Source organism: Bacillus sp. R45 (assembly GCF_021729365.1).
GTDB classification, from domain to species: domain Bacteria; phylum Bacillota; class Bacilli; order Bacillales; family Bacillaceae; genus Bacillus; species Bacillus velezensis.
In genome coordinates, this window is record NZ_CP091421.1 from 1,165,636 (window position 1) to 1,185,254 (window position 19,619).

At 44.5% G+C, this 19,619-nt stretch carries 23 protein-coding genes and 1 pseudogene; 19 read left to right on the plus strand and 5 right to left on the minus strand.

What is annotated here, in order from left to right; translation table 11 throughout:
- The first annotated feature begins 20 nt into the window (after positions 1 to 20).
- The 10 genes and pseudogenes from L3V45_RS06060 (at position 21) to L3V45_RS06105 (ending at position 11,138) form a co-directional block, all read left to right on the plus strand.
- Positions 21 to 1,199, plus strand: coding sequence for an NAD(P)/FAD-dependent oxidoreductase (locus L3V45_RS06060; RefSeq protein WP_003154907.1), 1,179 nt, complete (start codon positions 21 to 23; stop codon positions 1,197 to 1,199).
- A 184-nt stretch (positions 1,200 to 1,383) separates the two neighbouring features.
- Entirely contained in the window at positions 1,384 to 2,781 is a 1,398-nt protein-coding gene (gene uxaC, locus L3V45_RS06065; RefSeq protein WP_236837295.1) for a glucuronate isomerase, read from the plus strand.
- Positions 2,782 to 2,805: 24 nt separating this feature from the next.
- Entirely contained in the window at positions 2,806 to 4,197 is a 1,392-nt protein-coding gene (locus L3V45_RS06070) for an MFS transporter (RefSeq protein WP_236837296.1), read from the plus strand.
- 70 nt (positions 4,198 to 4,267) lie between these two features.
- The gene (locus L3V45_RS06075) at positions 4,268 to 5,266 is read left to right on the plus strand and encodes a LacI family DNA-binding transcriptional regulator (RefSeq protein WP_003154904.1); all 999 of its coding nucleotides are present in this window, start codon (positions 4,268 to 4,270) and stop codon (positions 5,264 to 5,266) included.
- 73 nt (positions 5,267 to 5,339) lie between these two features.
- Entirely contained in the window at positions 5,340 to 6,785 is a 1,446-nt protein-coding gene (locus tag L3V45_RS06080) for a tagaturonate reductase (RefSeq protein WP_236837297.1), read from the plus strand.
- Positions 6,782 to 8,275: a UxaA family hydrolase gene (locus L3V45_RS06085; RefSeq protein WP_063174236.1), complete on the plus strand. Its 1,494-nt coding sequence runs from the start codon at positions 6,782 to 6,784 to the stop codon at positions 8,273 to 8,275. Before L3V45_RS06080 ends, L3V45_RS06085 begins: the two co-directional genes overlap by 4 nt.
- Positions 8,276 to 8,458: 183 nt before the next feature.
- The gene (locus L3V45_RS06090) at positions 8,459 to 9,130 is read left to right on the plus strand and encodes a response regulator transcription factor (RefSeq protein WP_003154900.1); all 672 of its coding nucleotides are present in this window, start codon (positions 8,459 to 8,461) and stop codon (positions 9,128 to 9,130) included.
- The gene (locus L3V45_RS06095) at positions 9,127 to 10,485 is read left to right on the plus strand and encodes a HAMP domain-containing sensor histidine kinase (RefSeq protein ID WP_003154898.1); all 1,359 of its coding nucleotides are present in this window, start codon (positions 9,127 to 9,129) and stop codon (positions 10,483 to 10,485) included. Before L3V45_RS06090 ends, L3V45_RS06095 begins: the two co-directional genes overlap by 4 nt.
- A 119-nt stretch (positions 10,486 to 10,604) precedes the next feature.
- Positions 10,605 to 10,787: pseudogene (locus tag L3V45_RS06100) on the plus strand (ATP-binding cassette domain-containing protein); the annotation flags it as partial.
- Positions 10,788 to 10,946: 159 nt separating this feature from the next.
- Positions 10,947 to 11,138 (plus strand): hypothetical protein, encoded by a 192-nt coding sequence (locus tag L3V45_RS06105; protein WP_014304836.1) that lies wholly within the window; start codon positions 10,947 to 10,949, stop codon positions 11,136 to 11,138.
- Between the two features lie 75 nt (positions 11,139 to 11,213).
- On the opposite strand, the gene L3V45_RS06110 is transcribed toward L3V45_RS06105, so the two are convergent.
- Together L3V45_RS06110 and L3V45_RS06115 are read right to left on the minus strand one after the other, a co-directional pair.
- The gene (locus L3V45_RS06110; RefSeq protein ID WP_015388360.1) at positions 11,214 to 11,978 is read right to left on the minus strand and encodes a sulfite exporter TauE/SafE family protein; all 765 of its coding nucleotides are present in this window, start codon (positions 11,976 to 11,978) and stop codon (positions 11,214 to 11,216) included.
- A 147-nt stretch (positions 11,979 to 12,125) separates the two neighbouring features.
- Positions 12,126 to 12,593 carry a DinB family protein gene (locus tag L3V45_RS06115; protein ID WP_014304838.1) on the minus strand — a complete coding sequence of 156 codons (468 nt, stop codon included), beginning with the start codon at positions 12,591 to 12,593 and terminating at the stop codon, positions 12,126 to 12,128.
- Between the two features lie 204 nt (positions 12,594 to 12,797).
- Here L3V45_RS06115 and L3V45_RS06120 point away from each other — a divergent pair, with 204 nt between their 5' ends.
- The 3 genes from L3V45_RS06120 (at position 12,798) to L3V45_RS06130 (ending at position 15,148) form a co-directional block, all read left to right on the plus strand.
- Positions 12,798 to 13,934, plus strand: a complete 1,137-nt coding sequence (locus L3V45_RS06120; RefSeq protein WP_088005367.1) for a Rap family tetratricopeptide repeat protein — start codon at positions 12,798 to 12,800, stop codon at positions 13,932 to 13,934.
- Positions 13,924 to 14,058, plus strand: a complete 135-nt coding sequence (locus L3V45_RS06125; RefSeq protein ID WP_003154881.1) for a PhrA family phosphatase inhibitor — start codon at positions 13,924 to 13,926, stop codon at positions 14,056 to 14,058. Before L3V45_RS06120 ends, L3V45_RS06125 begins: the two co-directional genes overlap by 11 nt.
- A 142-nt stretch (positions 14,059 to 14,200) precedes the next feature.
- A complete protein-coding gene (locus L3V45_RS06130) occupies positions 14,201 to 15,148 on the plus strand; it encodes an N-acetylmuramoyl-L-alanine amidase (RefSeq protein WP_025851834.1) in 948 nt (315 codons plus the stop codon).
- A gap of 37 nt (positions 15,149 to 15,185) precedes the next feature.
- Here L3V45_RS06130 and L3V45_RS06135 read toward each other — a convergent pair whose 3' ends face one another.
- Positions 15,186 to 15,563 carry a PH domain-containing protein gene (locus tag L3V45_RS06135; RefSeq protein WP_003154878.1) on the minus strand — a complete coding sequence of 126 codons (378 nt, stop codon included), beginning with the start codon at positions 15,561 to 15,563 and terminating at the stop codon, positions 15,186 to 15,188.
- A gap of 109 nt (positions 15,564 to 15,672) precedes the next feature.
- On the opposite strand from L3V45_RS06135, the gene L3V45_RS06140 reads away from it, so the two are divergent.
- Both L3V45_RS06140 and L3V45_RS06145 read left to right on the plus strand, forming a co-directional pair.
- Positions 15,673 to 16,278 carry a poly-gamma-glutamate hydrolase family protein gene (locus L3V45_RS06140; protein ID WP_032858666.1) on the plus strand — a complete coding sequence of 202 codons (606 nt, stop codon included), beginning with the start codon at positions 15,673 to 15,675 and terminating at the stop codon, positions 16,276 to 16,278.
- Positions 16,268 to 16,417: a hypothetical protein gene (locus tag L3V45_RS06145; RefSeq protein ID WP_162918038.1), complete on the plus strand. Its 150-nt coding sequence runs from the start codon at positions 16,268 to 16,270 to the stop codon at positions 16,415 to 16,417. The genes L3V45_RS06140 and L3V45_RS06145 overlap by 11 nt, the downstream gene beginning before the upstream one ends.
- 15 nt (positions 16,418 to 16,432) lie before the next feature.
- On the opposite strand, the gene L3V45_RS06150 is transcribed toward L3V45_RS06145, so the two are convergent.
- Positions 16,433 to 17,023, minus strand: a complete 591-nt coding sequence (locus L3V45_RS06150; RefSeq protein ID WP_003154873.1) for an ImmA/IrrE family metallo-endopeptidase — start codon at positions 17,021 to 17,023, stop codon at positions 16,433 to 16,435.
- 148 nt (positions 17,024 to 17,171) lie between these two features.
- The gene (xre, locus tag L3V45_RS06155) at positions 17,172 to 17,510 is read right to left on the minus strand and encodes an HTH-type transcriptional regulator Xre (protein ID WP_003154871.1); all 339 of its coding nucleotides are present in this window, start codon (positions 17,508 to 17,510) and stop codon (positions 17,172 to 17,174) included.
- Positions 17,511 to 17,701: 191 nt separating this feature from the next.
- On the opposite strand from xre, the gene L3V45_RS06160 reads away from it, so the two are divergent.
- Genes L3V45_RS06160 through L3V45_RS06175 form a run of 4 tightly spaced genes read left to right on the plus strand, consistent with a single transcriptional unit; the run spans position 17,702 to position 19,565 of the window.
- Positions 17,702 to 17,881, plus strand: a complete 180-nt coding sequence (locus L3V45_RS06160; RefSeq protein ID WP_003154869.1) for a hypothetical protein — start codon at positions 17,702 to 17,704, stop codon at positions 17,879 to 17,881.
- Positions 17,871 to 18,698 (plus strand): FaeA/PapI family transcriptional regulator, encoded by an 828-nt coding sequence (locus L3V45_RS06165; RefSeq protein ID WP_025851827.1) that lies wholly within the window; start codon positions 17,871 to 17,873, stop codon positions 18,696 to 18,698. The genes L3V45_RS06160 and L3V45_RS06165 overlap by 11 nt, the downstream gene beginning before the upstream one ends.
- Positions 18,598 to 19,398, plus strand: coding sequence for an ATP-binding protein (locus L3V45_RS06170; protein WP_044053121.1), 801 nt, complete (start codon positions 18,598 to 18,600; stop codon positions 19,396 to 19,398). The genes L3V45_RS06165 and L3V45_RS06170 overlap by 101 nt, the downstream gene beginning before the upstream one ends.
- Entirely contained in the window at positions 19,398 to 19,565 is a 168-nt protein-coding gene (locus tag L3V45_RS06175) for a hypothetical protein (protein ID WP_003154863.1), read from the plus strand. The genes L3V45_RS06170 and L3V45_RS06175 overlap by 1 nt, the downstream gene beginning before the upstream one ends.
- Positions 19,566 to 19,619: the final 54 nt, after the last annotated feature.

Here is a 19,619-nt window from a genome sequence, read left to right on the forward strand (position 1 = left end):
TAAAGGACGGAGGATATACGATGTCAAAACATATTGTCATTTTAGGCGCTGGTTACGGCGGAGTTCTTTCTGCTTTAACCGTTCGCAAACATTACAGTAAAGATGAAGCACGCGTAACCGTTGTGAACAAATACCCGACTCACCAAATCATTACGGAACTGCACCGCCTTGCAGCCGGCAACGTGTCTGAACAGGCTGTTGCTATGCCGCTGGAAAAACTTCTGAAAGGAAAAGACGTTGACATTAAAATCGCAGAAGTCAATTCTTTCTCAGTTGATAAGAAAGAAGTTGCCCTTTCTGACGGTTCTAAGCTGACTTATGACGCGCTTGTTGTCGGACTTGGTTCTGTTACGGCTTATTTCGGCATTCCTGGACTCGAAGAAAACAGCATGGTGCTGAAATCTGCTGCTGATGCCAACAAAGTATACAAACACGTGGAAGACCGTGTGCGTGAATACTCTAAAACGAAAAACGAAGCTGATGCAACGATCCTTATCGGCGGCGGCGGCTTAACAGGCGTCGAGCTTGTCGGTGAGCTTGCTGACATCATGCCGAACCTTACGAAAAAATACGGCGTAGACCCGAAAGAAATCAAACTGAAATTAGTAGAAGCAGGTCCGAAAATTCTACCTGTTCTTCCTGATGACCTTATCGAACGCGCGACAAAAAGTCTTGAAAAACGCGGCGTTGAGTTCTTAACAGGTCTTCCTGTTACAAATGTTGAAGGAAACGTTATTGATCTGAAAGACGGTTCAAAAGTCGTTGCCAACACATTTGTATGGACAGGCGGCGTACAAGGCAACCCGTTAGTCGGCGAATCCGGCCTTGAAGTGAACCGCGGCCGTGCGACGGTTAACGATTTCTTACAATCTACTTCTCACGAAGATGTATTCGTTGTCGGAGACAGCGCTGTATACTTTGCGCCGGACGGCCGTCCGTACCCGCCGACAGCGCAAATCGCTTGGCAGATGGGTGAACTTGTCGGTTACAACCTGTTCGCTTACTTAGAAGGAAAAACGCTTGAAACATTCAAGCCTGTAAACTCTGGTACGCTTGCAAGCCTCGGACGTAAAGACGCGGTTGCCATCATCGGAGCGAACTCTACTCCGCTGAAAGGCCTTCCGGCATCTTTAATGAAAGAAGCAAGTAACGTACGTTATTTAACACATATCAAAGGATTATTCAGCCTCGCTTACTAATCCTTAAGATCACACAGAAGACATTGCCGGACTTTTCTCGGCAATGTCTTTTTTACATGAAAATGTTAACAGATACAATTTTCTGAAAAAAAAATAAAAATGATTGATATGTGAGAAAGAGGAAGCTAAAATAAAAAAGAACCATTTTGTTAACGTTAACATTTTTAAGAGGGAGGATGAAAGTGTGAAAGCTTTTATGGGTGATGACTTTTTACTGGATAGTAAAACGGCCGTAATGCTGTACCGGGAATACGCTGAAAACATGCCGATCATTGATTATCACTGTCACTTAAGCCCAAAGGAAATCTATGAAAATAAAACCTTCGCAACCATTACGGAGGCATGGCTTTACGGTGACCACTACAAGTGGCGGATTATGAGGGCCAACAGCATTGAAGAGCGCTGCATTACCGGAAACGCTTCAGATGAAGAGAAGTTTTTCGCCTGGGCAAAAACGGTGCCGATGGCGATAGGCAATCCGCTGTACAGCTGGACGCATTTAGAGCTGCAGCGCTGGTTCGGTATTTATGACGTATTGAATGAAAAAACGGCCGCGGCAATTTGGAAAAAAACGAATGAGCTCCTGCAGGGAGACGGGTTTGGCGCAAGAGATCTCATTCTGAAATCAAATGTCAAAGTCATTTGCACAACCGATGATCCTGCCGATGCGCTGACATACCATGAACTGTTAAAAGAAAGTGATTTTCCGGTTCAAGTGCTGCCCGGATTTCGGCCTGACAAAGGTCTGGACATCAGCAGCCCGGGTTTTGCCGATTGGGTCCGGTCGCTGGAGAGCGCTTCCGGAATGGCTGTCACCACCTACCAATCGTATTTGGATGCGTTGGAATCCCGCGTCCGCTTTTTTCACAATGCCGGGGGAAGAGTGTCGGATCACGCATTAGATCAAATGGTTTATGCCGAGACGACCGAAGAGGAAGCGGCCCGGATTTTTGCCGCCGGATTAAGCGGAGAGCATGTGTCTTTTGAAGATGAAAAGAAATTCAAAACACGGACGCTGCAATATCTTTGCGGTCTTTACGCCGAACTGGACTGGGCGATGCAGTTCCATATTAACGCGTTAAGAAATACCAATACAAATAAGTTCAGCAGCCTCGGTCCTGATACGGGATATGACTCGATTAATGATGAATGTATCGCAAAACCGCTTGCCCGGCTGTTAGATTCCGCCGAAAAAAAGCGGCAATTGCCTAAAACGATTTTGTATTCTCTGAATCCGAATGACAACTATATTATCGCCAGCATGATCAACAGCTTTCAGGATGGGAAAACACCGGGGAAAATTCAATTCGGCACAGCCTGGTGGTTTAATGACACGAAAGATGGAATGCTTCAACAAATGAAAGCGTTATCAAACGCAGGTCTGTTCAGCCGTTTTATCGGGATGCTGACGGATTCAAGAAGTTTCCTGTCCTATCCCCGCCATGAATACTTCAGGCGGCTTGTCTGCACGCTGATCGGCGGCTGGGCGGAACAAGGCGAAGCGCCCTGCGATATGGAGCTTTTAGGGAGGATTGTCGAGGGAATTTGTTACCGGAATGCTGAGGAATATTTCCGCTTTTAAAAAATGGAATGAAAGAGGTGGCCTATGAGTAATGTGCCTGTCGTGACACCACCTGGCGCAAAAGTGAAGGAGCATAAGCTGAGTCTGAAAGAAAAAGTATCCTATGGTTTCGGAGATTTTGGGAACGGATTTATGTTTGATCTCGGGCAGATCTATTTGCTGAAGTTTTTCACAGATGTCGCAGGCATTCCGGCAGCGTTCGCCGGCAGTATTTTTTTGGTCAGCAAGCTGTTTGCGGCTTTGACTGATCCGATTGTCGGCTCGGCCATTGACTACAGAAAAAAGATCGGACCCCGGGGGAAATTCAGGCCGTACTTATTATTCGGAAGTATTATTCTTGCGGTCATGACCGTATTGATTTTTGTGTCACCGGACGTGAGCGTCACCTGGAAACTTGTGTACGCCTATGCTTCTTACATGCTGTGGGGGGTCGCTTATTCTTTTGTCAATATTCCGTACGGCTCCCTCGGCGCAGCCATTACACAGGATGCGGAGGACAGAACGGCGCTTTCCGCATTCCGCCAGATCGGCTCTCTCGGCGCGCTGCTCATTACAAGTGTCATCGTCATCCCGATTCTCGTTCATTTTGATAACGTTCACATCGGCTACCCGGCAGTCATGGGAATGATGGCCGTAATCGGAATCGCGGGATTTATGATCTGCTACCGAAACTGCAAAGAAAGAATTATCGTCCGTGAAGCGCCGAAAGAAAAGCTGTCCGTCATGTCGGTTTTCAAATGCTTTATCGGCAACAAACCGCTTCTGACTGTCGTTTTCATGACGATTTTCTCAATATCGGCATACAACATTAAATCCGCTATGCTTGTTTACTTCGCCCAATACAATCTCAACAATGCGGAGCTGATGTCCTACATGAGTTTTATCATCATCGGCTCTTCATTTTTAGGTGTGTTGTTTATGCCGAAACTCGTCAAACGCTTCGGAAAAAAGCAAACGGTGATGATCGGTTTTGCCGTCAGCGCCGCGGCTGATGCGCTGAATTTCTGTCTCCCGTCAAATGTATATATCTTTACGGCGTTAGCGAGCATTGCTTTTATCGGGATCAGTATACCAAACGGCATTACGTGGGCGCTTGTGTCGGACATTATTGATTACGGAGAGTGGAAGACGGGTGAACGGAAGGAGGCGACGACATATTCGCTTTTCAACTTCTCCAGAAAACTCGCCCAATCTTTATCAGGTTTTCTTTCAGGCATCGGGCTGAGCGTTATCGGCTATATCCCGAATGCGTCTCAGACAAAAGGCACGTTAATCGGGATTAAAGGGCTTCTGCTGCTGTACCCGGCTTTCGCTTTAGCGTGCGCCATGCTGATTATCGGCTTAATGTATAAACTGACGGACCGGCAGCATGCCGAGCTCGTTCAGGACTTACATCATGCAAAACCTCAACTTTAGTGATTTTATGGACTGTCCGTTAATGATACAATAGAAATAAATGACAGCATACAGAAAGAAAGGAAAAACGATGGTAACCATAAAAGATATCGCAAAACTCGCCAACGTATCCCACACAACCGTATCCCGGGCACTTAACGGCAGCCCCTACATTAAAGAGCATACAAAACAAAAAATATTAGAGCTCGCTTCACAGCTGAATTACACACCGAATGTAAATGCAAAAAGCCTTGCCATGCAAAAGTCCCATACGATCGGACTGTTTTTTACAAGCATCACAAACGGAACCTCACACAGCTTTTTTTCCGATACCATCAAAGGTGTAAACCGCACAATCAGTGAGGAATACAATTTGTTCGTCCGCGCGATTGACGATCTGAAAAGCTTTGAAACCATTACGCCCATGAGATATGACGGAATCATTTTAATGAGCCAAAGCGACAGTGATAATTCATTTATTTATCATATCCGCGAGAAAAACATCCCGCTCGTCGTGCTGAACCGGGACATTGATGACCGGAGCATCACGAATATCCTGTCAAACGATAAAGAAGGCTCCAGACAGGCGGTCGACTGCCTGATCGCAAACGGACACAGAGATATCGCGATCATTGAGGGAAAGGAAGGATTCAGGTCAGCTTCTCAGCGGAAAGAAGGCTATTTGACATCTTTAATTGATCATTCTATCCCGATTAAGCATGAATACAGTGTAAAAGGCCGCTATGATATGGAAAGCGGCAGTCAGGCGATGGAAAAACTTTTGGCGCTTCAATCACCGCCTACGGCTGTTTTTTGTTCAAACGATGATATGGCGATCGGGGCGATGAATACCATTTTCGCCAAAGGCCTGAACGTTCCGGAAGATATATCCGTTATCGGGTTTGATGACATCGGCATTTCCCAATACATGACGCCGAGGCTTTCGACAGTAAAACGCCCGGTTGAAAAAATCAGCATACTCGGCGCAGAGAAAATTTTGGCGCTTATCACCGACCCGGATACGGCGGCGGAAAAAATATACGAAAACACCGAGGTGATGATAAGAGATTCAATTAAAAAACTCACATAACGGCCCGTCTGATTATCCGGGTTTTCGCACGGAAAAATGTTAACGTGTGCATAAATATAAGGAGGCGGACAGCTTGCGGCAGCTGAATAAAAAGATGTGCGGTGAATACATTCAATATCCTGAAAAAGTCCTTCAGTTCGGCGAAGGCAACTTTTTGCGGGCCTTCGCTGACTGGCAGATCGATCAATTGAATCAATTGACGGATTTTAACGGAAGCATTGTCGCCGTACAGCCGAGAGGCTCTGAGAAAATAAAACGTTTAAACGAACAGGACGGTTTGTTTACGCTTTTTTTGCGGGGGTTAAAGGATGGAAAACCGGCTGAAGAACACACGATTGTCAAATCCATCAGCCGCGGCATTGATCTTTTTTCTGACTATGATTCCTTTAAACAGCTGGCAGCACAAGAGGATCTTCGTTTTATCATCTCCAATACGACAGAAGCGGGAATTACGTTTGAGAAAGGCGACCGGCTTGAGGATAGGCCTCAAAAAACATTCCCCGGGAAATTAGCGGCGTTCCTTTATTTCCGCTATAAGGCATTTGCGGGTGCCGCCGAGAAAGGGTGCATTGTGCTTCCATGTGAACTGGTCGAAGAAAACGGACGGAAACTGAAGGCTGCCGTGCTTCAATATGCCGGGCTGTGGAAGCTGGAGCCTGATTTTACTCAATGGATTCATGATGCGAACATCTTCTGCAATACCCTCGTGGATCGGATTGTTCCGGGATTTCCTGTTGATGCCGCGGAAGAACTTACCGATTTTCTCGGATACGAAGACCGTCTGCTTGTGGTCGGAGAGCATTATTATTTGTGGGTGATAGAAGGGCCGGAACAGCTACAGAATGAGCTTCCTTTTGCTGAGGCCGGGCTAAACGCACTGATCACGTCTGATCTTACGCCTTACAGGACAAAAAAGGTGAGAATCTTAAACGGCGCTCATACGGCATTGGCGCCAGTGGCTTTATTATACGGACTCCAAACCGTCCGGGAAGCGGCTGAGCACGAGGTGACGGGCAGATTCATCGAAGAACTGATCAATGAAGAAATCCTTCCCGTGCTGCAAATGGAGGGTGTCACCCAGTATGCGGCAGATGTGTTACACCGGTTTAAAAACCCTTATATCCAACATTATCTGCAAAGCATCACCCTTAACGCCGCCGCAAAGTTCAAAACAAGAAACCTGCCGACGCTGAAGGCTTATATCGAACAGGAGGGCCGGCTTCCTGAGAGGCTGGTGTTTTCATTCAGCGCCATGATCTATTCATACTGGAACGGGCCGAACAAACCGGCAGACGGCGAGGAGGTTCTGAACCGTTTTCAAATGGCGCGGTCCCGTTGCAAAGATGATATGTTTCAAGCGGCATTTTCTATATTAGGAGAAGAGCGATTGTGGGGAAAGAATCTGAACCATCTTCCGGGGCTGACTGAACGAACGGCTTTTTTTCTCTCTGTCATTCTTAAGCGGGGGATGAAGCATGCGTTACATGAATGCTGCGGCAATAAGGGGGAAGTGGAATGAAAGAGGTCATAAAAATCCATAAAAACGATAACGTGCTTCTCGCTATGCGCCATTTTAACAAAGGAGAGCGGCTGCATACAGACGGACTGACGATTGAAGTGAAGGACCCTGTAAAGCGGGGGCATAAAATCGCGCTGCAAACCATTGAAGAAAACGGCAGCATCATTAAATACGGTTTTTCAATCGGGCGTGCGACAAGGCGGATTTCGGCCGGCGAGCATATTCATACCCATAATCTGCAAACGAATTTATCCGATGTGCAAGAATACACGTATTCACCGCGCTTCGAGGACAATCCTTTTACAAATGAGAACCGGACATTTAAAGGCTACAAAAGAGAAAACGGTACATCCGGCGTCCGGAATGAACTGTGGATCGTGCCTACAGTCGGCTGCGTAAACGGCGTCGCTGAGAAAATCCTGCAGCGCTTCGTAAAAGAGGCGAAAGACATTGCCCCCTTTGACAATGTGTTGGTTTTAAAGCACCAATACGGCTGCTCCCAGCTTGGCGATGATCATGAGAATACGAAACAAATGCTGATTAACGCCATTCGCCATCCAAATGCGGGCGGTGTGCTGGTTTTAGGGCTGGGCTGTGAAAATAATGAGTTGGCGGCAATTAAGGAAACGCTGTCTGAAGTGAACGGAGATCGGTTGAAATTTCTCGAATCACAGGCTGTCACAGATGAAATTGAAGCGGGGACAGCGCTTCTTCAAGAGATACACCTTGCGGCAAAGGGAGATAAACGTGAGGAGATTCCGCTGTCAGAATTGAGCATCGGATTGAAATGCGGCGGGTCGGACGGTTTTTCCGGCATCACCGCAAACCCTTTATTAGGAAGATTTTCAGATTACTTGATTGCACAGGGAGGGAGCACGGTCTTAACGGAGGTGCCTGAGATGTTCGGCGCCGAGACGATTCTCATGCAGCGTGCGGCGAGCGAAGAAGTGTTTCATAAAACAGTCCGATTGATCAATGATTTCAAGCAATATTTTATGAAGCACGAGCAGCCGATTTATGAAAACCCGTCACCAGGGAATAAGGAAGGCGGCATTTCAACGCTCGAAGACAAGTCGCTCGGCTGCACCCAAAAAGCCGGTCTTGCACCGGTTTCTGATGTGCTGACATACGGTGAAACACTGAAAACAAAGGGATTGACACTGCTCAGTGCGCCCGGCAATGATTTAATCGCTTCTTCAGCGCTCGCTGCGGCGGGCTGTCACATCGTGTTGTTTACAACCGGAAGAGGCACGCCGTTCGGCACATTTGTCCCGACTGTGAAAGTATCAACAAATACCGATTTATTTCAATCAAAACCTCATTGGATTGATTACAACGCGGGCAGATTGGCGGAAGACCAAACAACAGAAGATCACATTGTGAGAGATTTTATTCAATACATTATTAAAGTTGCAAGCGGAGAATACGTCAATAACGAAAAAAACGATTTTCGGGAGCTTGCAATCTTTAAGTCCGGTGTGACGTTATAAGGGAAAAGGCGATCTGACAACAGACCGCCTTTTCGCATTCACTTATCGTTTTGCCCCTTGATGAATTGTGAATATCTATGAGCTATAATAATGGAATGGTGCCTTACATAAAGGAGATTTTTATAATATATATAATTATTATGGAAGATTGGTTTTTAGTCACATATTTCAGAGGGGGTCCTAATGAATAACATTTTATACATTGAAGATGACCAAGAAATTGGCCAATTTGTAAAGGATGATTTAGAAGATCGGGGCTATATGATTATATGGCTCACTTCTTCCTATAATTACGAAACATATATAGAAAAGGCTGATCTGATCGTGCTTGATATAATGATGCCCGGTTTAGATGGATTTACAATCGGTCAAAGGATGAAAAAAACACATCCACAGATCCCGCTCTTGCTTTTAACAGCGAGAACGGGTCTGGAAGATAAACTGAAAGGCTTAGGATTTGCGGATGATTACGTGACAAAACCCTTTCATCCCGATGAACTGGCCGCTCGAATCGAAGTATTATTAAGAAGATTTGACAAGACTGCCATTCATGAATTGAAGCTAAAACACTTAAGTGTCCACTTGAAAGAAAAAAGAATTTTAAATCATCAAAGTCATGAGGAAATATTTTTAACTGATAAGCAGTTAAGGATTTTTTTGCTTTTGCTTAGACATCCCAATCAAATATTAACAAAGGAACAAATTTATGAAAATATTTGGGAGCAGCCTTATATCGAAGGGGATAAGACGTTGATGGTACATATCAGGCATTTACGGCAAAAAATCGAGATCAATCCAAATGAGCCGGAAATTCTTGAAACGATCAGAGGGATTGGATACAGGATTAAACAATGAAATTATCAACAAAATACCTTATTAATATCGTTGCCTCAATTTTGTTTTTTCCGATAGCCTTTTTAGGTGTGAATTTTCTTTACTATGTCACATTAACATACTTGATTGATCACCAGGGGCAAGTACACTATGAACCAAACAAGTTGGAAAGTGATTGGAAGTCTGATGTGGAAGGTTTTTCAGGGAAATCCAATCGGGAAATTACGTCTGCTTTCCCGCACATGAAGCAATATAAACACTCTGATATTGTATGGATAAATGATAAGGGAAAGGTGATGTTTTCGAACTCAGAACGGTTGGCCAAAAAGGGTGAGGTTATTCACGTTAGCGAATTGATTAAATTGATGGAACAAAACCAAAAGAAATATTTATTGCTGAGTGCTTATGTAAATGGGAGTGAAGACAGCGGATATGCATTTTTAGAAACTCCGCGCTCAATTATAGGATCTCAATGGGAGGTTATGAGGGCCAAGTATTCCTATATATGGTTTATCGCCTTGATTTTTGTCTGTTCACTTTTTGTGATTAATTCATGGATGTTTTTTGCGAAAATACAAAAAAGGTTAATTTCTTTGGGGAATCATATGAAAAAACAAGATAATGACGGCATACCGGAATTTGTAACAGTTAAACAGAAGGATGAACTGGGTCAAGTGGAATATTCATTCAACCAGATGGTTGAGGAACTAAGGAACAGCAGACAAAAAGAGCGTGAAGAAGGCGAAATCCGAAAAAACTTGATTGCTGATTTATCTCATGATTTAAGGACCCCTCTTACGGTTATAAGAGGGCATACATTTACGTTGAAGAATGAAATAAGCAGTGAAAATGGAAAGCATTCTTTAGGCATCATAAACGATAAAATAACGTTTATGGGCGAACTGATTGACAATTTGTCATCATTTTCTCTTCTTGCCGCAGGTAAATTGCCGCTTCATAAAAAGAGTTGTGACATATTAAAGATAATACGTTCTTCGTTAACAGCTTGGTATCCAATTTTTGAGAAAGAGCACTTCACAATAGATATTGATCTGAAGGAAAACATCGTATGGGAAATAGACGAGACTTGGCTGAAGAGAATTCTTGATAACATTTTTCAAAATGTTTTGCGCCATGCTCATTCAGGAAAATACGTTTCCGTACAGACAAAGCTAATTGAAAACAAACCCGTAATCATAATTGAGGATAGGGGCCCGGGAATGAATTATAAATCTGAAAGAAAAGGCGCCGGGATCGGCTTATCGATCATTAATATGATGCTTAAACAAATGGGGCTTGAACATAAAATAAAGAGCAATCAAAACGGAACGGTTTTTATTATTTATCCAAACAGCAATGAATACGTGAAGCCGTAGAGGCTTCACGTATTTTTTATATTGAGAAATTTAAACGTAAATTAACCTTGACTATATCTTCTTTTTAACCTCGTAAGTTTATATTATAAACAGAACAAGACGGAGAGGAATGATGAAAAGTGGGAAAGGCTGATCCAGCTTTAATATCCAAGGGTATCAATGTTTCTATAAAAAAGAAAGAAATTTTACATGATATAAATTTAACATTGGAAAAAGGTAAAATATATGGTTTATTAGGTCCCAACGGTGCAGGAAAAACGACATTGCTTAAAGTTCTTTTAGGGATATTTCCTCCAACTTCAGTCCCGGAAAACTATTAATAGCGACATTTTTTCTGCTGCTATAAATTTGTAACGTTTCATTTCTAGTTATGAAAATGTCAGGTCGCAATAGTTTTATCTTTTTCCCAGACTAATAGGCATATTTGAGAAAAAGAGAATGTAAATGGAGGATGATTTGACATGGAGCAGGTTATTTTTGTGATTTCAATGCTCGCTTTAGGAGTTACACTGGTGACATTTTTCGGAATGATTTTGAATGATGGATTAAGGGGAGTATTAAACTTCTCAAGAAAACCCGTAAAATTTATGACTGGATCATTTCTGGTATACATTGTCGCGTTTGCTGTTTATATTTTAATAAGTGTAAGGTAATATTGAACTTTTATAGAGGTGCCTCATTGGGGGGATTTCCCAAATAAAAAAGCGATCCTGTAAAGGACGCTTTTTTTAGATTAATTTTATCCCGCTGATTAAAATAATCGCCGCCATCACAAACTGCAGCGGGCGCGGTGAGAATTTCGGCGAAAAGAAGCTGCCGAGAAGCACACCCGGCACAGAGCCGATCAACAGATTCAATACAAGCAGGTAATCGACGCTTCCGAAGCTTGCGTTTAACAGACCGGCAACAGTTACGAGCAAAAAGGCATGTGCGATATCCGTTCCCACCACTTCTGCTGTTTTCATTCTGAACAGGTATAACATGGCGATCGCAAATAATGAGCCGGACCCAATAGATGTCAGGCCGACGATGAAGCCGAAAATGACGCCGATCAGTATCATGAGTGTCCGCTTTTCTTCAAGTGTTTTTTGCTGCCAGCGGTTCGGCCGCAGTTTTTTATCGAAAAAAAGGCGGGCGATAATGGAAATGGCGACAAGGGTCAGCACGTAGCCGAGCGCCTGTTTGATAATCTGCTCCTGATGCTGGTGAAAAGCGGGAAACAAGTGAAGAATACCGATGGCGGCTGTTGCGCTGGGAATGCTCCCGAGCGCCAAGTAGCCGACAAGTTTAAATTGAACGGTGCGCTGCTTCCAATGAGAAACGACACCGAACAGTTTGGTGATGGAATTATATAAAAGGTCAGTGCCGACGGCGATTGAGGGGTTGATCCCTAAAACGATCAGTAAAGGAGTCAAAAGCGCCGCTCCCCCCACACCCGTCAATCCGACCAGCGTTCCGACAAAGAAACCCATAAACACAATGCTTACAGTCATCTGTGTGCCTCCTGAATAATCCTACTATTTTTATCAGATTATATATGATTAAGAGGCGGTAATCAATTAAATTTTCGGAAAATTTTATACAGAACAAAAAATCCGCCGGCCTGCTGTTATTTCGCAGATCGGCGGATGATGGCCGGATTATGATTTTTGCTGATAAAACGGAAGTTCCGTGTGGCCCATTTCTCTGACATACACGAAAAGATTGCCTTTATGATGAATTTCATGCTCCATGGCAAGCTGAAGGAGAGCCGCGCCGGTGATTTTTCTGCCGAAAGAGGCAGTCAGGTCAATTTCGCGGTTCAGCTGCTCTTCAGTCAGCTGTGACAGGATGTCTGTCGTTTTTTCAGTACATGCTTCAGCCAGTTTGACGAGGTCGGTTTCCGCTTCTTCTTTCGGTTTGTTCTGGATAGCTGATCCGTTTCCGTCGTTAATGACGTTTGCAAACATAAGAAAAGAATAAACGATGTGTTTTACAAGTTCCTGAGCGGACATTGATGTCTCTGCCGGCTTGTAGTCGTAATGCTCGCGGCTGATTTTTTCCGCCAGCTCAATCGTCACGTTTCGATGTGACAGAAAGTGGCTGACCAATTGATTTTGTGCTGTCATGTGAAAACCCCCATTTAATACAGAATAAAAGCTGCAAGGATATGCTATATCAACGGCACGGAAGAAACAAGCAATAAGCTTGTGATGAAGATAAATCGTTGCGGATATCCGAAATTCGACAATTGCGGTCTTTTTGCGTTCTTCTTTTTCTAGCAATTATGATAAAATATGACATATCTCGGTCATTCCAAAAGGGGGGATTTATTGAGGATGAAGCAGACTATTCCGTCCTCTTTTGTCGGGCTCAAAATTAATGAATGGTATACCCATATCCGGCAGTTTCACGTCCTTGAGGCGGAGCGCGTCAAACGTGAAGTAGAGAGAGAGATTGAGGATATGGAAGAAGATCAGGATCTGCTGCTGTATTATTCATTAATGGAATTCAGACACCGCGTCATGCTGGATTACATCAAGCCCTTAAAGGAGGACCCTTCTCAGCCTGAGTTTTCAGAATTATTGGAAGACATTGAAGGCAACCAGTATAAACTGACAGGACTGCTTGATTACTACTTTAATTTTTTTCGAGGAATGTACGAATTTAAACAGAAAATGTTCCTAAACGCCATGATGTATTACAAACGGGCTGAAAAAAACCTTGCACTCGTTTCTGATGACATCGAGAAAGCTGAGTTTGCTTTTAAAATGGCCGAGATTTTTTACAACCTGAAACAAACCTACGTCTCCATGAGTTATGCCGTTCAAGCCCTTGAAACGTACCAATCGTATGAGACGTACAACGTCCGCAGAATCCAATGTGAATTCGTTATTGCAGGGAATTATGATGACATGCAGTATCCAGAAAGAGCATTGCCCCACTTAGAACTTGCTTTAGATCTTGCAAAACAAGAAGGCAATCCCCGTCTTATCAGTTCAGCCTTATATAATCTCGGAAACTGTTACGAAAAAATGGGAGACCTCTCTAAAGCAGCCGAATATTTTGAGACATCCGTTTCCATTTGCAGGTCAGAAAAGTTCGATAATCTTCCGCATTCTATTTACTCATTAACACAGGTTCTTTATAAACAGAACACTACAGCCGAAGCAGAGAAGCAATATCGCCTCGGGCTCAGTATCGCCCGCGAATACAATGATGAATTGTTTGTCAATCTGTTCCAATTTTTGCATGCGTTATACGGCAAGGAAATGGATAACGCATCCGTCAGGCGCACGTTTGATTTTCTGGAAGAACACATGCTGTATCCGTATGTGGAAGAATTGGCGCATGACGCTGCCAAATTTTACATGAAACACGGACAGCCTGAAAAAGCGCTCACGTTTTATGAAAAAATGGTGCACGCCCAAAAACAAATCCAGAGAGGAGATTGTCTATATGAAATCTAAACTGTTGTCAGGATTGCTGCTAGTTGCTGTCGGGTTCAGCTTTACACAGGTGATCGGCCATGAAAGCCATTTGGAAAACCAAGCGGACGGCACGTTCCATATTGCCGCGCGCAACCAAACATAACATAAAGACCCTTCTTTGGAAGGGTCTTATTTTTTGCATGCGTATCCATTCCAATTTTATCCGAATGCAGGGTCGATATGCTCAAGTTATCTGTCCTACGAATGCCACCTATTGATGAAAAAGGCATAAGGAGAGATGAAGAGTGGGGATTGAAGTGAAAAAACGGCTCGTATCGGCTGATAAATATGCGTTAAAATGTCCGAATCCGATGACGCCGGAGTATATTACCATTCATAACACGGCAAACGACGCATCCGCCGCTAATGAAATCAGCTATATGACGGGAAACAGCGAATCAACGAGCTATCATTTTGCGGTTGATGACAAAGAAGTGATCCAGGGAATTCCGTTGGACCGGAATGCCTGGCATTCGGGAGACGGCACGAACGGCACCGGAAACCGAAAGTCGATTGCTATAGAAATCTGTTACAGCAAGTCAGGCGGCGAACGGTACAGAGCCGCAGAAGAACTGGCGATTGCGTTTGCGGCGCAGCTTTTGAAAGAACGGGGCTGGGAGATTGACAGAATCAGAAAGCATCAGGACTGGAACGGAAAGTACTGCCCGCACCGTATTTTGTCTGAAGGCCGCTGGGATGAAGTGAAGGCGAAGATTGAAAAGAAATTAAATGGGAGTACGTCGGTGAAAAAAGCTTCCGCCCCGGTGTCTGAATACCATGTGAAAAAAGGCGACACCTTATCGGAAATCGCCGCATCGCACGGTGTCAGCGTAAAATCGCTGCAAAGCATCAACCATATCACCGATCCGAATCACATTACAGTCGGACAAGTGATCAAGCTCGCTCAGACGGGTTCTTCTTCAAAAAGTCAGGCTGTGTCTTCCTATCCGCTTCCATCCGGTGTGATCAAAGTGACGAAACCGCTGACGAAAGGGACAAACGTAAAACAAGTGCAAAACGCTTTATCCGCTCTTTATTTTTATCCCGATAAAGGAGCAAAAAATCATGGGGCGGACGGCGTTTACGGTCCGAAAACGGCAAATGCCGTAAAACGTTTTCAATCCGTCAGCGGATTAACGGCAGACGGAATTTACGGCCCGAAAACGAAGGCGAAAATTGAAGAAAAACTGTAATCAATAAAACGGAAGCTCCCCGGGCTTCCGTTTCTTCTTACATACAAACTGCGGCAAGGGCCTTTTGAATATCATAAATGCTTTCATCTTTTTTAAACTGCTTTGAGACAGCGGGAAGTTCCGCGCCTGAAATCCAAATTTTCAGCTCTGAATCAAGGTCAAAGCGGCCGGCGGTTTCTACGCTGAATCTGGAAATGCTCTTGTACGGAATGGATTGAATCTCCGTTTTCTTCCCCGTGAGTCCCTGTTTATCAACAAGAATAAGACGCTTATCCGTAAAGACAATGATATCTCGGACAAGCTTAAATGCGGCATTGACATTCTCGCCTTCCAGCAAAATACGGGCCAGTTCTGATTTTGCTTCAGCCGTCGATATTGTCGACGCATTGCCCAGCAATCCGTTGATGAACCCCATGATATCTCCCCCCTGATACGTATTCTATCAAATCATACTATAAAAAGGTTTCCATTCCCAGATGAGTAGAGTAAACTGGTGCTGACTGGAAAAGGAGAGCATGTTACACATGAAAGATAGATATGACAATTTCGCAGCCCTTTCCGCTGCTGAATCGGAATACAGAATTATTTATGAAGAAAAAGAGGGAAGTAAATGTATCGTCCTCGCTCCCCACGGCGGCAGGATTGAGCCGGGTGTCAGTGAGCTGGTGCAGGCATTTTCTGACCAAAGCTCAATTTATTTATTTGAAGGGACGAAGCGGTGCGATAACCGTTCTCTCCACTTGACAAGCACACGCTTTGACGAGCCTCTGGCTTTAGAAAAAGTGACCGCCCATCATTACGCATTGGCTTTTCACGGGTATCATGATCTGAAAAAGGCAAATACACTCGTCGGGGGGGCGGATCTGGAAAAAGCAAGACTGATTTGTGATCTGCTGCGTGAAGCGGGATTTGATGCCGAGCTGACAGAGAAGAATGATCGGCTGGCAGGTGTAAATCCCGGCAACATTGTCAATCGGACAAAAAGGAAAATGGGGCTGCAATTGGAAGTGAGCACGGCGCAGAGACACGCGCTGTTCAGCAATTTTGGCTGCCGGGGAGAAAAATACACGCCAACCGATCTGTTTTTTCGGTATGTAGAAACCGTGAAGGCCGGTTTTTATGATAAATGAACAGGGGGCCCGTTCTTACATTCACTGGAGCTATGCGGCGCATGAAGTGCTTGGCGGGCAGCACGGTGATTACAGCGTCATGATGCAAAAACTTTTTCTCCGATCTCAAAATGATGACATTCTGCCGGCTGTGTTCTAAGCCGGCGGAGAATCGCTAATTTTCAATAAAATACGGCGTTTTTTCTTCAGCGGCATGCAAGTGTGTCTGTCCGCTTCCATAATACACATTCGGCCGCTTGTCGGATAACAGACAAGCGAGCCGCTTCTGAAATTGAATACCTGCTTTACGCCGTTCAAACAGCTCGAGCCTTTTTTCCGCAAATGATGCCGTCACCCGGAAAGCGGCTGCGATTAAAATAACGGCGTGGCTCCTCCGCTGGGGCAGCTCCATGTTTAACAGCATAAAGGTCGGCACACAGAAGTGGTACATAAAATGGTTGGCCTGAAATTCCTGCAGTTCCCTGAACAGCTTGTTCATATGAAAATGGTTCCCGGTATGCTTCAGCACATGGCACAGTTCGTGCGCAAAATCCTGCCATTGCTCTTCGGGTGACTTTTTTTGATTCAGGACGATGCTGTACATGCCGTCCCGCTTCAGCATCATACTGTGCGTATCTTCAAAATGAATCCAAATGTCAAGCTCCTTGGCAATCATCTGCATATCAATATGGAGAGGGGCGGTCATTCCCATGCGGCAATATAAGTTTTTGACGTATTCCTCAAGATGTGTTAAAAAATCGCCCAATTGAATACACCCTTTCGAACATATGTTCTTTTTTAAGCGAGAAAGAAAAGCCCTGATCGGACTTTGAATCAATTCCCTTTTCTTTTAAAAATAAACATTCAGCTTTTATATCGGCTGAACGTTAAGCAGTTTAAAGGAAAAGAGCGGATTATTTATGTTTCGGCCTGCGGTTTTTCTCTTTTTCTTTTAAATAATTAATGAATTCAATGGCCTGCTGCTTGCTTTCCGGGGAAAAGTCCTGCATGTCCCGATATGCGATCTGCAGGTCGGGATCGGCAAACATGTCTTCATCTGAAGGTTCTTTTCCGGTTAACAAATAATCAGTCGACACTTTGAAATAATCCGCAAGCTTTTGCAGCGTGTCGTAATCGGGTTCAGATCGGCCGTTTTCATAATGAGAATATCTGGCGCGCGAGACACCGATATGATTTGCGACTTCTTCCTGCGTTTTCTTACCTCTGAGACTCTTTAATCTTCCGCCTATCATCCGAAATGACCTCTCTTTTTTCAACACCCTAAGTTACTTATGATTATAGATACAAAATGTATCAAAAGAAAGGGATGATAAAAAAAGTATCAAAAAGGTCTTGATGATACGAAATGTATCGTATATAATCAACATCATAGAGATACAAAATGTATCAAAATACGATAAGAAATTGATCAGGAGGGTGAGAGATGCAGCCGATAATCATCCGTTTCAGCAGCAATCCGGCTGACCAGAGATGTTTAGGAAAAGCAGGCGGTTCGATATCTTTTACCGCTTGCGGACTACCGGTATTCCGATTTGATAACCGATTGCAGTATGAGCGCTATATACGTCTGAAGAAAAATGGAGACGTCCCTTATGAATCGTAAAAGCTACCCGTTTTTCATCTATTCCGGATTATTGAATTCTGAACATTATGACAAAATAGGGTCCGCCATTTGGCTGTTTTTATGGTTCATCAGCTCAACGACAAAGGAACATGTAAAAGACGGCATAAAGTGGGGGATCGTCCTCGGACATAAGCCCGTAAAAGCAAGAGAAATGGCCGATGTATTCGCGGTCAGCGAAAAAACCGTCAGGCGGTGGCTCGAGAGCTTGGAACAGCATGAGTATATCAAAACCGTCCGCGCCCCTTATGGACTCATCGTCTCCGTAAAACACTCGAAAAGATTCACTCCGAAAAAGACATTAACCCGCCCGGAAGCAACTGACCGGACAATATCGGCGGATCACCGGGACAAAAATGTCCGGAGAGAAATAGATATAACAAAAAATCATACTGCTGAAGAAGCGATTAACGAAATTGCCGCCCATTTTATCAGATTAAGGTCTGCACAGGAGGGGCGGAGCGTATACCCGTCGCCCCGGGATTATCAGGCCATCGCCCGGATTGTTTCCCTCGGTGCGTCAGCACAAGAAGCAATCAAATGGCTCGGCGAATGCTTTACCGCTTTTGAACAGCGGCGCACCTCTTCAGCTGAAACGATCAAGGCTTTCAGCTATTGCGCCAAGTTTATGGAAGACCGCTTGAATGCACGAATTGCGGGAAGGACAATCACAACAAAAAAAGAGAGGAATACGATACATGACAAAACGAACGATCGAGCAGATACTGGCCGACCTGAAAAACGGAAAACGTCCATTACTGGCGGACAGACCGGAAGAATCAGACAAAAGCCGCTTTGACTGCCCGCTCTGTAAAGATCAGGGCGGTTATCTCAAAAACCAGCTGGGAATGGAAGTGTGGGTGAAGTGCCGCTGCGCCGCCGAACGAAAAGTAGAACGCATTCTCGGCGCAAGTGAGATTACAAATGCCTTTCGGAAGCTGGATTTCAAAGGATTTATCACGCGGGGCAAGCCTCAGGCAGTCGTCGACGCATATGAGTGCGCCCTTGAATATGTTGAGAACTTTGACAAGATGAAAAACTGCCGGAAAAACAGCATTGCCCTTTTAGGGCGTCCGGGGTCGGGGAAAACCCATCTTTTGACCGCTCTCAGCAATTATGTCATGAGACAGAAGCAGACACCGGTGCTGTATTTTCCTTTTGTTGAGGGCTTTACGGATTTAAAAAATGATTTTGATTTGCTTGATGCAAAGCTTGGCCGTATGAAACAGGCGGATGTGCTTTTTATTGACGATCTGTTCAAACCGCTGAACGGAAAACCCCGGGCGACCGATTGGCAGATTGAACAAATGTACGCCGTCGTGAATTACCGCTATTTAAATCATAAGCCGGTTCTTATCTCGAGCGAGCTGGCCTGTGACGGATTGGTGCAGGTTGATGAAGCCCTGGGCACAAGAATTTATGAGATGTGCAGCGATTATTTAGTCATCATTAACGGCAATTCATTTGACGTAAACCACAGATTAGAGGGGGCGAGATAATGTGTAAGCTGTGCGGACCGAAGAAGGTCATTGTGACGGAAACGGGTTTCGGCGCTGTCTTTCACCCTTGCCCGAACTGCAAAACAGGCACTGATTTAACGCCGGTCATTAAACGGCTTGAACGAATGGTTCAAGACGCAAAAGCGAGGCTTGATGCACGTGTGTAAATATATCAAATGGCTTTTTTGCCTGCTGTTCAGGGCAAAACGGATAGAAAAGCA

Bases quoted from the DNA above. Each gene is read 5' to 3' on its own strand.
- L3V45_RS06060 (WP_003154907.1), top strand. From the start codon at position 21: ATGTCAAAACATATTGTCATTTTAGGCGCTGGTTACGGCGGAGTTCTT.
- L3V45_RS06070 (WP_236837296.1), top strand. From the start codon at position 2,806: ATGAGTAATGTGCCTGTCGTGACACCACCTGGCGCAAAAGTGAAGGAG.
- L3V45_RS06075 (WP_003154904.1), top strand. From the start codon at position 4,268: ATGGTAACCATAAAAGATATCGCAAAACTCGCCAACGTATCCCACACA.
- L3V45_RS06085 (WP_063174236.1), top strand. From the start codon at position 6,782: ATGAAAGAGGTCATAAAAATCCATAAAAACGATAACGTGCTTCTCGCT.
- L3V45_RS06090 (WP_003154900.1), top strand. From the start codon at position 8,459: ATGAATAACATTTTATACATTGAAGATGACCAAGAAATTGGCCAATTT.
- L3V45_RS06095 (WP_003154898.1), top strand. From the start codon at position 9,127: ATGAAATTATCAACAAAATACCTTATTAATATCGTTGCCTCAATTTTG.
- L3V45_RS06105 (WP_014304836.1), top strand. From the start codon at position 10,947: ATGGAGCAGGTTATTTTTGTGATTTCAATGCTCGCTTTAGGAGTTACA.
- L3V45_RS06110 (WP_015388360.1), bottom strand. From the start codon at position 11,978: ATGACTGTAAGCATTGTGTTTATGGGTTTCTTTGTCGGAACGCTGGTC.
- L3V45_RS06115 (WP_014304838.1), bottom strand. From the start codon at position 12,593: ATGACAGCACAAAATCAATTGGTCAGCCACTTTCTGTCACATCGAAAC.
- L3V45_RS06125 (WP_003154881.1), top strand. From the start codon at position 13,924: ATGAAATCTAAACTGTTGTCAGGATTGCTGCTAGTTGCTGTCGGGTTC.
- L3V45_RS06135 (WP_003154878.1), bottom strand. From the start codon at position 15,563: ATGGGGTTCATCAACGGATTGCTGGGCAATGCGTCGACAATATCGACG.
- L3V45_RS06140 (WP_032858666.1), top strand. From the start codon at position 15,673: ATGAAAGATAGATATGACAATTTCGCAGCCCTTTCCGCTGCTGAATCG.
- L3V45_RS06145 (WP_162918038.1), top strand. From the start codon at position 16,268: ATGATAAATGAACAGGGGGCCCGTTCTTACATTCACTGGAGCTATGCG.
- xre (WP_003154871.1), bottom strand. From the start codon at position 17,510: ATGATAGGCGGAAGATTAAAGAGTCTCAGAGGTAAGAAAACGCAGGAA.
- L3V45_RS06160 (WP_003154869.1), top strand. From the start codon at position 17,702: ATGCAGCCGATAATCATCCGTTTCAGCAGCAATCCGGCTGACCAGAGA.
- L3V45_RS06165 (WP_025851827.1), top strand. From the start codon at position 17,871: ATGAATCGTAAAAGCTACCCGTTTTTCATCTATTCCGGATTATTGAAT.
- L3V45_RS06170 (WP_044053121.1), top strand. From the start codon at position 18,598: ATGACAAAACGAACGATCGAGCAGATACTGGCCGACCTGAAAAACGGA.
- L3V45_RS06175 (WP_003154863.1), top strand. From the start codon at position 19,398: ATGTGTAAGCTGTGCGGACCGAAGAAGGTCATTGTGACGGAAACGGGT.